We start from the raw sequence: 14,758 nt of genomic DNA on the forward strand, positions 1-14,758 counted from the left end.
ATGAGGCTACCGCATGTTACGGAATCCTCATATTATGCCTATACTAAATCTTATTATCATTATTATTCTCATCGCAATTACAGCTTTCTTTGTCGCCTCCGAATTCGCTATCGTTCGTGTGCGTACATCAAGAATTGATCAATTAGTTGCAGAGGGCAACATTTCCGCCCTTACAGTTAAAAAGGTGATATCAAATTTAGACAGTTATCTTTCAGCTATTCAATTAGGGATTACAGTTACTTCCCTAATCTTAGGATGGCTTGGTGAACCTACTGTTCAAGTGTTACTAAAGCCGATATTTGAAACAATCAAAATCCCAGCTTCTCTAGCCAACGTTCTTTCATTTATTCTTTCCTTTGCACTTATTACATTTTTTCATGTAGTTTTAGGAGAATTAGCTCCAAAATCGTATGCTATTCAAAAAACTGAAGCAATAACCTTAATCGTTGCTAAACCATTGGTTTGGTTCAACCGTATTATGTTCCCGTTTATTTGGGCATTAAATCAATCTTCTCGCTTAGTTACGAAATTAGTTGGTTTAGAACCAGCTTCAGGAAATGAATTAGCTCCATCTGAAGAAGAATTAAGAATCATACTCTCTGAAAGTCTCAAAAGTGGAGAAATAAACCAATCCGAATATAAGTATGTCAATAATATTTTTGAGTTTGATAATCGAATTGCAAAAGAAATTATGGTACCTCGGACTGAAATGGTCACATTGGAAAAGGATTCTACAATAGATGAAATATTAGAGATCGTCAAAATTGAAAAATTCACAAGGTATCCTGTGACAAATGGGGACAAAGATAACATTATTGGGATTGTTAATATTAAGGAAATCTTAACAGATTGTATTTTCAACGAATGTCTTGAAAATAATCCGATTGAAAAATACATAAAACCAGTACCAAGGGTCATCGAAACTGTTCCAATCAAGGGGCTTTTAGCAAAAATACAAAAAGACCGTACACATATGGTTATTCTTCTAGATGAATATGGAGGAACAGCTGGCCTAGTAACCGTGGAGGATATTCTTGAAGAAATTGTTGGTGAAATTCGTGATGAGTTTGATTCAGACGAAATTCCAGTTATCCGAAAAATTAATGAAAACCATTTTATTTTTGATGCAAAAGTATTAGTAGAGGATGTTAACGACCTTCTAGGGACACATATATATGATGAAGAAATTGATACTATCGGTGGATGGCTATTGACAAAAAAATATGATTTACGCAAAGGAGACATCATTGAGCTAGAGAACTTTCAATTTATCGTATCAGATATGGAGGAATCTCATGTTCAATATGTAGAAGTTGTAAAAAATCAATAAAGTTATTTTCTTAAATAAGCTTATCCTTTTATATCTATAAAGAAAAAGGAAACCTTTTCTCTATTTAATCGTCTTAATAATAAATGGATGTGTTAGGAGAAATTAGGTGAAATTAATTTGAAGAATCAACAAAAATTAATAGATAAAATTGATTGGACATTAGTATTGCTTTTATTCCTATTTTTTATCGTCAGTTCTGTGTCAATTTACAGTGCACAAACAGATAATCAATATGGGGCAAACTTTGTTAAATCACAGGCTATGTGGTATGTCATTGGAGCTGGAGTAATTGGTTTTTCATTATTATTCGATCCAAGTCAATATAGAAAATTATCTTGGATTTTGTATGGTTTTGGGATTATGTTACTTTTGGGACTTATTGTTCTTCCCCATTGTCAGCAAGGCTGTATAGTTGCGGAACGAAACGGTGCAGCCAGCTGGTATCAAATTCCTAAATTAGGCTTAATTCAGCCTTCAGAATTCATGAAAATCTTTTTGATTTTAACACTGAGTAATATCATCGCATCTCACCATGAAAAAAATACGATAAAAACAGCTAAAACTGATTTCTACCTACTACTAAAGATCGGCATAGCCTCCCTTCTTCCAATTGGATTAGTTTTACATAATGACCTCGGTACAAGCCTAGTAATGATGGCAATCGCCTCAGGTCTAATCTTAATCTCAGGAATAACATGGAAGATTATTGTCCCACTATACGCCTCTGTTATATCTATTGGAGGAACGATTTTATACTTAGTTGTATTTGCACCGGATTTGTTAAAAAAATATTTAGGTGTCAAAGCCTATCAATTTAGTCGCATTTATATTTGGCTCGACCCCTCAATTGATCCTGAAGGAGACGGATATCATTTGATTCGAGCGATGACAGCAATTGGTTCAGGAGAAATTACCGGAAAGGGCTTTTTAGGAAAAGAGGTCTATTTACCAGAAAGGCATACAGATTTTGTATTTAGTATCGTAGCAGAGGAATTTGGCTTTGTAGGTGCAAGTGTTGTTATCTGTTTATTTTTCGTTCTAATTTATCATTTAACAAAAACAGCATTACAAACAAAAGATCCATTTAATTCATATGTTTGTGCAGGGATCATTTGTATGATTGCCTTTCACGTATTTGAAAATATTGGTATGAGCATTCAGGTGCTCCCTATCACAGGAATTCCTCTTCCTTTTATTAGCTATGGAGGAAGCTCATTAATGGGGAATATGCTGGCAATTGGATTAATTTTTAGTATTCGTTTTTATCATAGAGAATATATGTTTTCATCGGATAACTAAATGTTACCTTCTTGATAGAAGGGGCTATTTTAAAACATTGTTGCTATTTAAGGGGACAGTTTGTATCAATAAGTGGTACTGAAAGAGGACGATTGATTACCTTAAAGAAGGAAATGGCGGCGGCACGGGTACCTTTGGGGGCGATTAATTACCCTAAAGAAAGAATTCACGGCAGTACGGGAACCTTTATGAGCCTTTGATTACCCTAAAGAAGGAATTCCCGGCGGCACGGGAACCTTTATGAGCCATTAATTACCCTAAAGAAGGAATTCCCGGCGGCACGGGTACCTTTATAAGCCTTTGATTACCCTAAAGAAGAAAATCCCGGCGGCACGGGTACCTTTATAAGCCTTTGATTACCTTGAAGGAGAAAAACACCGATACATCTAGGTGGGCCCCTTTCATTTCACCGAGAAAAGAACGGCAAATTTCATAAGACCGCTCTAAATCCTTTATTGGGCGTAGAAGCTGGCAGTTGGATTTTTACAAAACAGTAACTATGTAAATAGGAAAGAAGCAAGAATACTGTACAAATTCCCCCCATAAAATAAAGTATGATAAGACTTCAAAAAAAAGTATCACGTTTGACTGTACGGTTTGTTTTTTTTATAATAGTATTAATTACTTATATGAAGGGGTGATCGGATGGGGCTGTATATCGTATTGGCGAATTAGCATCTTTAGCAAATGTTTCAAAAAGAACAATCGATTATTATACTAGTATTGGTCTTTTGCGGGCGAATCGCTCGAAGTCTAATTATCGAATTTATGAAACAGAAGCACTAGATGACTTAAAGTTTATAGAAGATTGTAAGAAGCTGTCCCTACCCCTTGATACGATTCGAAAAAAACTTGAAATAAAAAAGGGAAGGACACTAGATGAGAAGTTGCTTACACAGCGCCTTGATTTTGTCTATCATCAAATGAAACAATTAAATAGTGACTTATCCGATTTAATTTCAGTGCTTGAAAAATTGAGCCAAGAGGAAAAGGAATCTTTTTACAAAAGACTTCTATCAGAAAGTACATGTTTACAACAATCTATAAATCTATTAACAAAATAGGAGGTGACTCCTATCTCGTTTTACTTACGGGATAGGTAAACTTATTTGGACGACATATTTAGGCTTGTGCTTGTTTTTATAATCATAGCACTTTCCGCATTCTTTGTTGCATCGGAATTTGCAATTGTAAAGGTAAGAAGTACACGAATTGATCAGCTTGTTGAAGAAGGAAACAAGAGGGCTCTTGCAGCTAAGAAAATACTATCTAACTTAGATGAATACTTATCTACCGTTCAGCTAGGAATTACAATCCTTTCCTTAGTTTTAGGATGGATTGGGGAGAAAACGGTTTCTCATCTGTTAATGCCAGTATTTTCCTTTATTCATATTACCGGCCCATCTGTACATGTAATTTCAACTATTCTCGCATTTCTACTAATTACGTTTGTTCATGTAGTCGTAGGTGAATTAGCACCTAAAACAGTGGCGATTCAGAAGGCTGAAACCATTAGTTTATTAACGTCTCGACCACTTATCTTAATTCATCGTATTCTTTACCCATTCGTATGGCTTTTAAATACTTCTTCTAGACTTGTAACAAGATTATTTGGTCTTAAAATAGTTAACGAGAATGAGTTAGCCCATACTGAAGAAGAATTAAGAATAATTGTTTCTGAGAGCTACAAGAGCGGTGAGATTAACCAATCTGAGTTTAAATATGTAAATAAAATATTTGAATTCGATAATCGAATTGCGAAGGAAATTATGGTCCCACGTACAGAAATTACATCTCTTTCAAAAGAAGATTCTTTTGATGAGCTGCTACAAACAATTCGTGAGGAACGCTTTACACGCTACCCTGTCATTGATGGGGATAAGGATCATATAATTGGAATGGTGAATGCGAAGGAATTACTAACGGATTTACTTAGTGAGTCGGATCGAAATAAGGCGACGCTTAATTCATATATTCGCCCAATTATACGTGTAATTGATACAATTCCTATTCAAGAGTTACTATTAATGATGCAAAAAGAACGCATTCATATGGCCGTATTAATCGATGAATATGGTGGGACTTCAGGACTTGTTACGGTAGAAGATATCATCGAAGAAATTGTTGGTGAAATCCGCGATGAATTCGATATGGATGAGGTACCACTTGTTCGTAAAATAAAAGAAAATCACTATATTATTGATTCAAAAGTATTAGTCTCAGAAGTTAATGATCTCCTTGGTACGAATATAAATGATGAAGATATTGATACAATTGGCGGATGGGTATTAACAGAGAATTACGAAGCCAAACAAGGGGACATCATCGAATATGAGAACTTTGATTTTATCATCAAAGAGATGGAAGATTTACATGTTAAATATGTTGAGGTGAAAAAAAAGCTCACACAAGACATGAAGCTTCCAACACAGCTTCCGATTACAAATTCTGAAGCAGCATCAATATAAAAGTTTAGGGTGACTAATTGTCACCCTCTTTTTTTTTACATTTCTTTCGGTGCTTTCATACCTAATAATTGTAGACCTTCTGTTAAAACTATGGTAACAGCCTTAACGATCGATACTCTAGATTGTAAATGATTATCCTCTGCTAATATTCGAATCTTCCCGTAGTATTTATTAAAGGCTTGACTTACATGAATTAAATATTTGGCTAAAATAGATGGAGCGTGCTGTTTATAGGACCTTTCAATGATTCTTGGAAATTCGTTTAACAATTTTAGAACATCCCAGCTTTCATGATCATCTAAACCTTCGAAACAAACATCTGTACCATTATATTTTCTTAAAATAGAATGAGCTCTCGCGTTTGTATACTGTACATATGGACCTGTTTCCCCTTCGAATGTAAGCATATCTCTAAGGGAGAACTCTATATTATTCATCCGATCGTTCTTAAGGTCATGGAAAATAACCGCACCAACTCCCACTGCATTTGCTACCTCATCTGGATCATGAATTCCGGGATTTTTCTCTACTATATTCTTTTTAGCCAGCTTAATTGCCTCATTCAATACATCCTCTAGTAGAATCACTCTCCCCTTTCTAGTTGACATTTTCTTTCCATGTTGCAGGATTAATCCAAAGGGGATATGCTCCATTTGCTCTGCCCAAACATAACCTAGCTTTTTCAACACACCTTTTACTTGTTGAAAATGAATAGTCTGTTCCTGTCCAACGATATACAAGGCCTCATCAAATTTATATTCCCTTTGACGAAAAAGAGCAGCGGCTAAATCTCTTGTCGCATAAAGTGTAGCTCCATCTGATTTTTTGATAAGGCATGGCGGTATTTGTTGTTCATCAAGTCGTACTACTTCTGCCCCTTCAGACAATTCAAGCAAGTTTTGTTCCTTTAACATTTGAACAATTTCATCCATCTTGTCATTATAGAAGGCTTCTCCTTGAAAAGAATCAAATTCTATCCCTAGTAAATCATAAATCGATTTAAAGGCACGTAGGGATTCATTACGAAATGATTCCCAAAGCTTTAAATATACACTATCTCCATTTTCTAACTTTTTGAAAGCCGCTCTACCCTCATCCTCTAGGTATGGATTCTTCTCAGCTTCTTGATGGAATCGCACATATAGATGAAACAATTCACCAATAGGATTAGCAGCAACTGCCTCCTCATTACCCCACCTATGATACGCCACAATCAATTTTCCAAATTGAGTTCCCCAGTCTCCGATATGATTAATTTTCACCGTTCGGTATCCACACTTTTTTGCTAGATTTGCGATAGCATTGCCAATAACAGTTGACCGCAAATGGCCCATTGAAAATGGCTTAGCAATATTTGGCGATGACAAATCGAGTACAACCGTCTTTTCTTTACCAATTTCACTACTGCCATAATTCTGGTCTTGATGAAGAATCGGGTTTATTATAGCTTTCCCTAACTCTTTTTTAGAGAAAAATATATTTACATAAGGCCCTACAGCATGGATTTTTGAAAACACTGAATCATTTATTCGAGAAGCTAGTTGTTTGGCGATTTCAATCGGTGAGATCTTTTGTATTTTAGCCAGTTGAAAACAGGGAAAGGCCAGATCTCCATGCTCATCATTTTTTGGAGTTTCTATCAGGCTATAGATTTCTTTAGTAGTTAAACTTCCTTTTAAAATTTCACTTAACTTAGTTGAGAATAATGCTTTTAAATCCATAAAGATTCCTCCTTTTTCTTAGGGCTTTTAATTGTTGCTTTTGTAAAAGAAGATCTACTGCAGGCTTTTACACCTAATATAGGCTTCCTTTGAAATTTACAGCTCATTTCTCAGTGATTTGAAGGAGGCAACCTAATATGAATCGGTGTTGCCCACGCTCTCGGGTTTCATTCACTCTCTTTGATTACCGCCCGTTCCGCACGGACTTTTTCTCGGGATAGAAAATATTAACGATAAAAAAGCTCGCCTCTTATAAAATAAGAGACGAGCTAAACCCGCGGTACCACTCTACTTGTTCAAATTACCGACCACTTTACCTTATAACGGGAGCTCCCGACTAACTCTACTTTAATACGTATTCGAATTAGCATCTCAGAAGTGCGCTTCATTTATCGATTCATACTAGGCTCCCACCATCCCCAGCTCGCTAATTGAATTGCGATAAACTACTCTCTTCATCACTGATTTTTTTGAAATTTTATTAAATATTACATGGTTAATACTTATAATGCAAGAAGTTTTTTAAATTTATTGAATTAATGCTGCCCCAATACTCCTTTTATCATAGCTGTTCTTTCACATCGTTTGAAAACTGTGATACCAATAATTAGATAGACTACTGCGTTAACAATTAAAGCTGTATAGTCTCCTAATGAAAAATCTCCTAATCCATAATTATGGATCATTATTCCTCTCGACATATCTACTCCCTTAACTACTGGCAGAAAGACTAAAAATGGCATACTTGAAACTGGAGCAAAGGTTAGTCCCATTAAGATAAATTGAAAAATTTGCAGAAAGGAACCAATTTGCTTAAAAATGATCGCTAATCCAGCAATCATAAAGCTTACGCCGATCATACTTACCAATGTCAAGATCAATATCGGAATAATCGATAATACATCTACGTTCAGCCATGTATTTGTCGTTAACATCGATAAATACAGGAGAATAATAATCATGATCAACTGAATGATTGTTGTTGAAACAATCCGTGAAAGTAAAATTTTCCATGCTCCCATCGGCGACATATAAAGCTGTTCAAGAGTTCCTAATTGTGCTTCATTCATAATACTCCAACCAATTCCCTGCATCACCATCATAGCTAAAAACCAAAATAAATAGTTAACAATTGTATTTTGTACATTCACTTCTACAGTGGATGGATCACCTACAATTTGTATACCAAAAAACAAAAATAAGAATATCGCATAAAAAGTAATTAATTCACTAATTGTATTCGGTAAATATCTTTTTAAATAAATATACTCCCTTCGGAAATTCGCTTTAAACAGATACAGCCACTTCATCACTGAACTCCCCCTTAACAATTTTCATAAAGACCTGTTCAAAGTCGATGATAGAACGGTCAATTTTTTCTATCGCTATATTTCTGTTTTTAAATATTTCAATCACCTTGTAAAAATCATCACTGTGTTGAATGGTTACCGTAATAATTGATTGACCATTTTCATTTGTATCTATATGTACAATAAATTGCTCTTTCATTTTATTAAGATCTTCTTCAGGTAATGTAGCTCCTAATGTAAATGAATATGCCTTCGTATCAAATAATGAGAGTAAATTGTTTACACTATCATCCGTAACAATTCTACCTTTGTTAATAATAATTACTCTTTCACAAATCTCCTGTACAACAGGCATATCATGTGAGCTAAGTAGAATTGTTTTATTATATTCCTTTGCGATTTCCTTTAATAATTTTCTAATTTCATAACTAATTTCAACATCTAATCCTAATGTTGGTTCATCAAGAAAAATAATTTCTGTATCTGATAAAATTGCAATCGCAATAGATAGTTTCTGTTGCATCCCTCTTGATAATGTATTAACCATTTCATTCGACTTTTCTGTTAAATTTAGTCGATCTAACAAGTCATCAATCCGTGCTGATATCTCCTTTTTCGACATTCCTCGATTTCCCGAGAAATATTCCATGTTTTCTCGTACCGTTAATCGCCAATATAAATTTCTATTTCCTTCTAATACAGCTGAAATATGTCGAAGTGCTTTCAAACGATTCTTTGCCATATTTATTCCATTAATAATTACTGATCCTTCATTCGGTAATAACAGACCACACATCATTTTGATCGTCGTTGTTTTTCCTGCTCCATTTGGTCCTAATAGGCCAATAACTTCTCCCTTCTTAACCTGTAAAGATATACCCTTCACAGCCTCAATAATTTCATTCGACTTTCTCTTCTTATAACTCTTTTTAAGATTTTGAATATCGATAATATATTCCATTCCCGCACCCCTTTAGATTGAATTTTCTGTATTTATTATACAATATTATTTTCAAATGTTTTCCATCCAGAGGCGGAATTTCCATCAGACCTTCTTTACATTTATAAAAGCCAGCCAAACTATCATTTTCTCAAGGACTAACACGCTTAGAATGACTTAATTAAAAAATGCTGTTCTCATTTATTGTTTCAATAAAGGTAGCAGTCATTATGAAGTTTTTAGTGAAATGAGTGGGAACAGTCTGCAAGCTAAATGAATGAATTAAGAACAAAAAAATAAACTAGACAATCTTGTCTAGTTTATCTTATCTTAATGATGTAATTTCGGATATTTAGGGATGTTTTTAACTTCGCCCAGCACTTTGAAGATTTCTAGTCGGGATTTCGTTTTTGAAAGCTTTACCCCAATTTCCGCAAAGTTTGCAATGACTTTCTTTAATTGATCATGATCTCTTTTCAAGGAAGATCACCTCTTCAAATATAACATCTCCTCATATTTTACCCTAAACAAACTGCGATGTATATTGATTTCAAAAAATTTTAATATTTTTTTGTTTAATTCTTAACCATTTCTACATCTGATTTTGTATGATACACCATCTTTTCTTTACTCATTAGGAAAATGAAAATAAAAGCAAGAACAGCAGGGACTAATGCCCACATAAAGGTTTGAACAATTGATGACGATAGACTGGTTGTTATTTTCTCAAGAATCTCTGCTGGCATCTGGCTCCTTGCATCTGCTGCTAGAATTGCATTAGGATCTATTGAAGTACCAGTAGGCATTGGACCCATATTTCCGAATGCAACTTCCATTTTATTCGTAAATACATGATTTTGTATCATACCAAAAACCGTTATTCCGATCGTCATTCCTAACGAACGAACAAAGTTACTTGTCGATGTTGCCGAACCCCGTTGCTCCATTCCAAAGCTATGAATGGCAGCCATTTGTAGGACAGAGAAAGAAAAGCCAACACCTAATCCTAGAATAATCATATAAAGAGTTAACATGTATCTTTTTGTCTCCGGTGTTAAGGTTGTTAATAATAAAATACCAATGATCATAATCGCCCCTGAAAGGAACATAATATTTCTATAACGCATTTTTGTTGTTAGAAATCCCCCTATTTGGGCTGTAACAACAGAACCCAGCATCATTGGAAGGAGAATTAAGCCTGAATTGGTTGCACTTCCACCGTACACACCTTGCACGAAAATGGGAATATACACAGTTGCGGCCATAAATGCTGCACCATAAAATAAGGCTACGATTGTACTACCAGCAAACAATCTTTTTTGAAACATCGGAAAAGATATAATCGGTTCAGATGCCTTTCTTTCAATCAAGATAAAGATGGATGCTAATATAACAAACCCCGCAAACAAGCTTATAATCGTCGATGAATCCCAGTCATACTTTTTACCACCAAGTTCTAGGGCAAACATCAAGCAAACAACTGCACCAACAAGGGTAATGGCACCCCACCAGTCTATTTTTTGTTGTACATGTAGCTTTGATTCCTGATAAAATACTATGACAAATACTAAAGCTAAGATACCTAAGGGAAGGTTAATCAGAAACACCCAATGCCAGCTAATATAATCTGTAATATAAGCACCAATTAATGGACCAAAAATGCTGGAAAGGCCAAAAACTGCACCAAATAAACCTCCCATTTTCCCCCGTTTTTCTGGTGGAAATATATCAAAGACGATCGTAAAGGCAATGGGCACCAATGCACCTCCACCTATCCCTTGAATAGCACGATAAATGCTTAATTGCGTAATGCTTCCAGCTGTTGCACACAGAATGGAACCTAACATAAATATTATTAAGCCCATAATAAAGAATCGTTTCCTACCAAACATGTCTGATAGCTTTCCAAAAATAGGCATTCCCGCCATCTCAGCTACCATATAAGCAGATACCACCCATACAAAACTGTCTATACCATCTAAATCACCGACAATGGTTCCCATTGCAGTAACAACTATTGTATTATCCATCGAAGCCATGAGTATACCTAATAATAGACCTGCTACGACAAATCCTAATTTACTATTTTTATTTACCATACATTCAACTCCTTGTTTTTATAGCAATCTGTTCTCTTTTACTTCTGTTGATTTATGCTGTTTAAGACTTTCTTTATACTCAACCAATTCAATATTACAGCCGGGTCCTAATTCGACACTTTTCCCCCTCACAACTTTGGCAGTTGTGTACTCTAGATAAATATGATCACCTTCTACTAATTCAGTTGATAGAGTCCCCTCACCTTTTCCTATCCCAAGAAACGTTGACCTTCTCTTTATAGAAATCGTTTCACCGCCTATTTCTGACACTCGATTGTCTCCAAATTTCATACCAATATTGACTTTTTCAGCATTTAATAGACCATCAATTTCAAACCCACCATCCAATTGTAGGTTTTCTACCTCACAGTTACCTTTAACTGATATGCCTCCTTTTACATCGAGCTGTTCACCAAGTATATTTCCAGCTACATCCCCAGTCCCACGAATGGAAATTTTTACACCAGAAATATCTCCAGCTACATCCATCGATCCATAAACTTTAATAATCTCTGATTTTATATTTTGATGCAGTTCAACAGTGCCATATGCTGCAAATGCTTGTGCCTTCACGTTACCTAATAATGAACCATTGCCATGAACTTTAAATTGCAGGCATTCTATATCATCAGTAATCGATCCATCGCCTTTAATCTTGACCTTGTCAAAATGTCCGCCTCCACTACTTCCTGATCCAAATATATTGATGTTCCTTTGTTCCATTTCTTCTCCCCACTTCCTATTTTCATTGATTACAGCTTCGTATGTTCTTTCACTTTGGACCCTTTTGTATTGGTAAAGTCCTCGAAATATTCAACTAAATCAATCTCACAGTCCTTCCCTATCACAACATTATTACCCCTTACTATTTTCGCTCGAACACCTTCTAGATAAATGTCATCTCCTTCGATGACTGTTGCCACTAATCGTGAGGGAAAGAGAGTTTTAAAGATTTTTATCAAACCATACGATTTCTGCCTAACCCTTATCGATTGTCCGCCTATTTCTTTTGCCATACATTCTCCATATAAAGTAATGTCAATATCTTCTGCATTTAATAGGCCACCAATTTTAAAAATTCCTTCCGATACGAATTCCTCCGTCTCACAATCTCCTCCAATAGTAGCCTTTCCATTTATTTTAAGACGTTCTCCTTTAACCATCCCACCGATTGAACAGCTTCCAGAGATCCTAAAAGATTCGTAAGTAACATCTCCACCTAAAGTGCTATGACCATCTACCGTTATATCTCTGCCCACTAAATTTCCATTGATTTTACCTTTACCATTTATTTGTACTCGATCAGCAGTTACGTTTCCATTTACATTGCCAAGACCATTACAATCGTATTTATTGCACTCAATATCACCTACAACGGTCCCCTTTCCATTTACACTAACCTCATCAAAGCTCCCCCCGCTTGAACTTCCAAAACCATTAATGATTAAATCCTTTTTTTCAACACCCATCTTTTGCCCCTCCAGTTAGATCCATTTTGATTTTAATTCCTCTAAACAACTAGATAACGAAAGGCGAGATACCATTTTGGTCCCACTTTCAAAGTAAAGTGCATCACTATTTGAAGCTAAAAAGCATGAAGACATTCCAAATTTGCGAATAAATATGAGCTCTGCAGTTTTAGGATCTACTTTTAAATAATAATCTGTTAATACCTGCAAAACGATTTTCCCTTCGTCAAGATTAATCTCTCCAGATTCCAATAGCTTTTCAAGAATATAAATAGTTAGCGTATGTTCAAATGAAAACTCCTTCATTTGACCCATGTTATCTATAAAAAAGTCTATGACTAGTTTTGAAGCAATACCTCGTTTAATCATTTCATCTTCATCAAGACTTAACTTTGTGAGATCAGGAGAAAATACATCTGCCAGCTCATCTAGAGAAAGATTTTCCTTCATCAGTTGAATTTTTTCAATTCTTTCAAGAATTCTCTCCTTCGGAAAAAAGGTTTCCTGCCCAGTAAAGGTTGATTTTCGAATAAACCATTCCTCTGGGATTAGATTTTTCCGCTTCCATCTGTATAACTGTCCATAAGATATTCCAGTCATGTCTAATAAGTCCTTTTTTGAAATTAAATCTTGACTCATTGTTTAACGACTCCTTTCATGAAAATAATGTAACATAACACTGTTACGTTTGACAATAATTTTTTATATAAATTTTTAACCTAATTTAAATTCAGGTATATCGCATGGTTAAATGAATCTAACTATGTATACTTAACTCAACAATCCTAGAAAATACCTGAAGACTCCATAATATCTCTGGATTCTTTATTGAGTATAAAAGCCAACAATTGGACTTTTACACAAGCAACAGACTATACAAATAAAGCCAAAGAAAAACAGCCTTCATAAAAGACTGTTACACTGTTTTATTCTATTACCTTTATATTATGTTTAGTCATTTACCATTCTCTGAATAAGCTCTGCAACAGTTTCTTCCTTGCTTAGTCTCGGGCTTTGCCCTGACCAAAGTGACATAAATTCCGGATTGTTTTGTTCCCCAGCAGCTCTTCGGATATCCTTTGTTAGTTCATTTTGATAAGGATAACATAATAGTGCATCTTTTTTCTTGCTCATTTCTTGAATAAAATGGTTGTTTACTCCTCTTGCATACTTTCCAGAAAAAACAGAGGTAAGGACTGTTTCATCCTCTGTAGCTTGAATAATCGCTTTTTTATGCTGTGGATGAGCGCCACTTTCCTTACAAGTAAGAAATGCTGTACCCATTTGTACTCCTTGAGCACCTAGACATGTAGCTGCCTTCAAACCTCTTTTATCCATAATTCCTCCAGCAGCAATCACTGGAATAGTCACATGATCATTAATTTGAGGGATTAAAGACATAAGTCCAATTCCACTTTTCTCTGGGCTTTCTAAAAACGAACCACGATGACCTCCTGCTTCGCTTCCTTGAGCTACCACAATATCTAATCCAACAGCTTCAATGGCTTGTGCCTCTTTCACTGTAGTAGCCGTACCGATTAACAAGATATCCTTTTCTTTTAATTTCTTAACTATAGATTCAGTTGGAAGACCAAATGTAAAGCTGCATACAGGTACCTCCTCCTCTATGATAATCCTTATCTGTTCTTCATATGCTTGTTTAGGCTTGGTGAATTTGCCCAAATCGTGAATCTTTAATTCCTCTCGATAGATTCGCAATTGCTTATCCGCCATCCGTATTTCTTCATCGGTAGCAACACATTGTTCCGGAACAAATAAATTGATTCCAAATGGATTAGTAGTTAAACTTTTTACTTCACGTATTATTTGCCTTGTCTGATCCGCATTCAAATAACCCGCTCCTATCATTCCTAAAGCACCTTCATTCGATACAGCAGCAACTAATTGTGGTGTTGTTATTCCTCCTGCCATTGGTGCTTGTACAATAGGATATTTAACAGATATTCTTTGCATCCACTCATGCATCACGTCCATCCCCTTATTTAAAAGTATTGAGTTTATTACATATCTTACACTTTTCGAGCATTTTCTCCTTCTTTTAGCTTATTTTTTAGAAGTAATGGAATATTTATGTAAAGTAAGCTAGAATAATGGTAGATAT

The 14,758-nt window shown here is 35.2% G+C and carries 13 protein-coding genes and 1 other annotated feature; of the genes, 4 read left to right on the forward strand and 9 right to left on the reverse strand.

The genetic code is table 11. The features are described from left to right. Positions 1 to 34 precede the first annotated feature (34 nt). The 4 genes from NST63_RS24825 to NST63_RS24840 all read left to right on the forward strand — a co-directional run bounded on the left by NST63_RS24825 (position 35) and on the right by NST63_RS24840 (position 5,097). Positions 35 to 1,330, forward strand: coding sequence for a hemolysin family protein (locus tag NST63_RS24825; RefSeq protein ID WP_212945157.1), 1,296 nt, complete (start codon positions 35 to 37; stop codon positions 1,328 to 1,330). A gap of 117 nt (positions 1,331 to 1,447) precedes the next feature. After that, complete coding sequence (locus NST63_RS24830) at positions 1,448 to 2,629, forward strand: FtsW/RodA/SpoVE family cell cycle protein (RefSeq protein WP_212945119.1); 1,182 nt, start codon at positions 1,448 to 1,450, stop codon at positions 2,627 to 2,629. Between the two features lie 662 nt (positions 2,630 to 3,291). Continuing rightward, complete coding sequence (locus NST63_RS24835; protein ID WP_212945156.1) at positions 3,292 to 3,693, forward strand: MerR family transcriptional regulator; 402 nt, start codon at positions 3,292 to 3,294, stop codon at positions 3,691 to 3,693. Positions 3,694 to 3,738: 45 nt separating this feature from the next. Beyond that, positions 3,739 to 5,097 carry a hemolysin family protein gene (locus NST63_RS24840; protein WP_212945118.1) on the forward strand — a complete coding sequence of 453 codons (1,359 nt, stop codon included), beginning with the start codon at positions 3,739 to 3,741 and terminating at the stop codon, positions 5,095 to 5,097. A gap of 35 nt (positions 5,098 to 5,132) precedes the next feature. Here NST63_RS24840 and argS read toward each other — a convergent pair whose 3' ends face one another. The 9 genes from argS to NST63_RS24885 all read right to left on the reverse strand — a co-directional run bounded on the left by argS (position 5,133) and on the right by NST63_RS24885 (position 14,631). After that, positions 5,133 to 6,818, reverse strand: a complete 1,686-nt coding sequence (gene argS, locus NST63_RS24845; RefSeq protein WP_341043994.1) for an arginine--tRNA ligase — start codon at positions 6,816 to 6,818, stop codon at positions 5,133 to 5,135. 257 nt (positions 6,819 to 7,075) lie between these two features. Beyond that, positions 7,076 to 7,289 (reverse strand) — a binding site (T-box leader). Between the two features lie 65 nt (positions 7,290 to 7,354). Next, a complete protein-coding gene (locus NST63_RS24850; protein WP_212945116.1) occupies positions 7,355 to 8,128 on the reverse strand; it encodes an ABC transporter permease in 774 nt (257 codons plus the stop codon). After that, positions 8,106 to 9,089, reverse strand: coding sequence for an ABC transporter ATP-binding protein (locus tag NST63_RS24855; protein WP_341043997.1), 984 nt, complete (start codon positions 9,087 to 9,089; stop codon positions 8,106 to 8,108). The genes NST63_RS24850 and NST63_RS24855 overlap by 23 nt, the downstream gene beginning before the upstream one ends. 309 nt (positions 9,090 to 9,398) lie before the next feature. Further along, the gene (locus tag NST63_RS24860) at positions 9,399 to 9,548 is read right to left on the reverse strand and encodes an Lmo0850 family protein (RefSeq protein ID WP_169792996.1); all 150 of its coding nucleotides are present in this window, start codon (positions 9,546 to 9,548) and stop codon (positions 9,399 to 9,401) included. Between the two features lie 95 nt (positions 9,549 to 9,643). Further along, complete coding sequence (locus NST63_RS24865) at positions 9,644 to 11,167, reverse strand: MDR family MFS transporter (protein WP_341043998.1); 1,524 nt, start codon at positions 11,165 to 11,167, stop codon at positions 9,644 to 9,646. Positions 11,168 to 11,185: 18 nt separating this feature from the next. Further along, a complete protein-coding gene (locus tag NST63_RS24870; RefSeq protein WP_058005300.1) occupies positions 11,186 to 11,890 on the reverse strand; it encodes a hypothetical protein in 705 nt (234 codons plus the stop codon). 29 nt (positions 11,891 to 11,919) lie between these two features. Continuing rightward, positions 11,920 to 12,636: a polymer-forming cytoskeletal protein gene (locus NST63_RS24875; protein ID WP_058005299.1), complete on the reverse strand. Its 717-nt coding sequence runs from the start codon at positions 12,634 to 12,636 to the stop codon at positions 11,920 to 11,922. A gap of 15 nt (positions 12,637 to 12,651) precedes the next feature. Further along, positions 12,652 to 13,275, reverse strand: a complete 624-nt coding sequence (locus NST63_RS24880) for a YhbD family protein (protein ID WP_212945113.1) — start codon at positions 13,273 to 13,275, stop codon at positions 12,652 to 12,654. Between the two features lie 312 nt (positions 13,276 to 13,587). Further along, positions 13,588 to 14,631: a nitronate monooxygenase gene (locus tag NST63_RS24885; protein ID WP_436580366.1), complete on the reverse strand. Its 1,044-nt coding sequence runs from the start codon at positions 14,629 to 14,631 to the stop codon at positions 13,588 to 13,590. Positions 14,632 to 14,758 lie beyond the last annotated feature (127 nt).

This window comes from Heyndrickxia sp. FSL W8-0496, from assembly GCF_038007825.1.
Lineage (GTDB): Bacteria > Bacillota > Bacilli > Bacillales > Bacillaceae_C > Heyndrickxia > Heyndrickxia oleronia.

Excerpts from the sequence above, each read along its gene's own strand:
- NST63_RS24825 (WP_212945157.1), top strand. The coding sequence starts at position 35 with ATGCCTATACTAAATCTTATTATCATTATTATTCTCATCGCAATTACA.
- argS (WP_341043994.1), bottom strand. The coding sequence starts at position 6,818 with ATGGATTTAAAAGCATTATTCTCAACTAAGTTAAGTGAAATTTTAAAA.
- NST63_RS24850 (WP_212945116.1), bottom strand. The coding sequence starts at position 8,128 with ATGAAGTGGCTGTATCTGTTTAAAGCGAATTTCCGAAGGGAGTATATT.
- NST63_RS24855 (WP_341043997.1), bottom strand. The coding sequence starts at position 9,089 with ATGGAATATATTATCGATATTCAAAATCTTAAAAAGAGTTATAAGAAG.
- NST63_RS24865 (WP_341043998.1), bottom strand. The coding sequence starts at position 11,167 with ATGGTAAATAAAAATAGTAAATTAGGATTTGTCGTAGCAGGTCTATTA.
- NST63_RS24870 (WP_058005300.1), bottom strand. The coding sequence starts at position 11,890 with ATGGAACAAAGGAACATCAATATATTTGGATCAGGAAGTAGTGGAGGC.
- NST63_RS24875 (WP_058005299.1), bottom strand. The coding sequence starts at position 12,636 with ATGGGTGTTGAAAAAAAGGATTTAATCATTAATGGTTTTGGAAGTTCA.
- NST63_RS24880 (WP_212945113.1), bottom strand. The coding sequence starts at position 13,275 with ATGAGTCAAGATTTAATTTCAAAAAAGGACTTATTAGACATGACTGGA.
- NST63_RS24885 (WP_436580366.1), bottom strand. The coding sequence starts at position 14,631 with ATGGACGTGATGCATGAGTGGATGCAAAGAATATCTGTTAAATATCCT.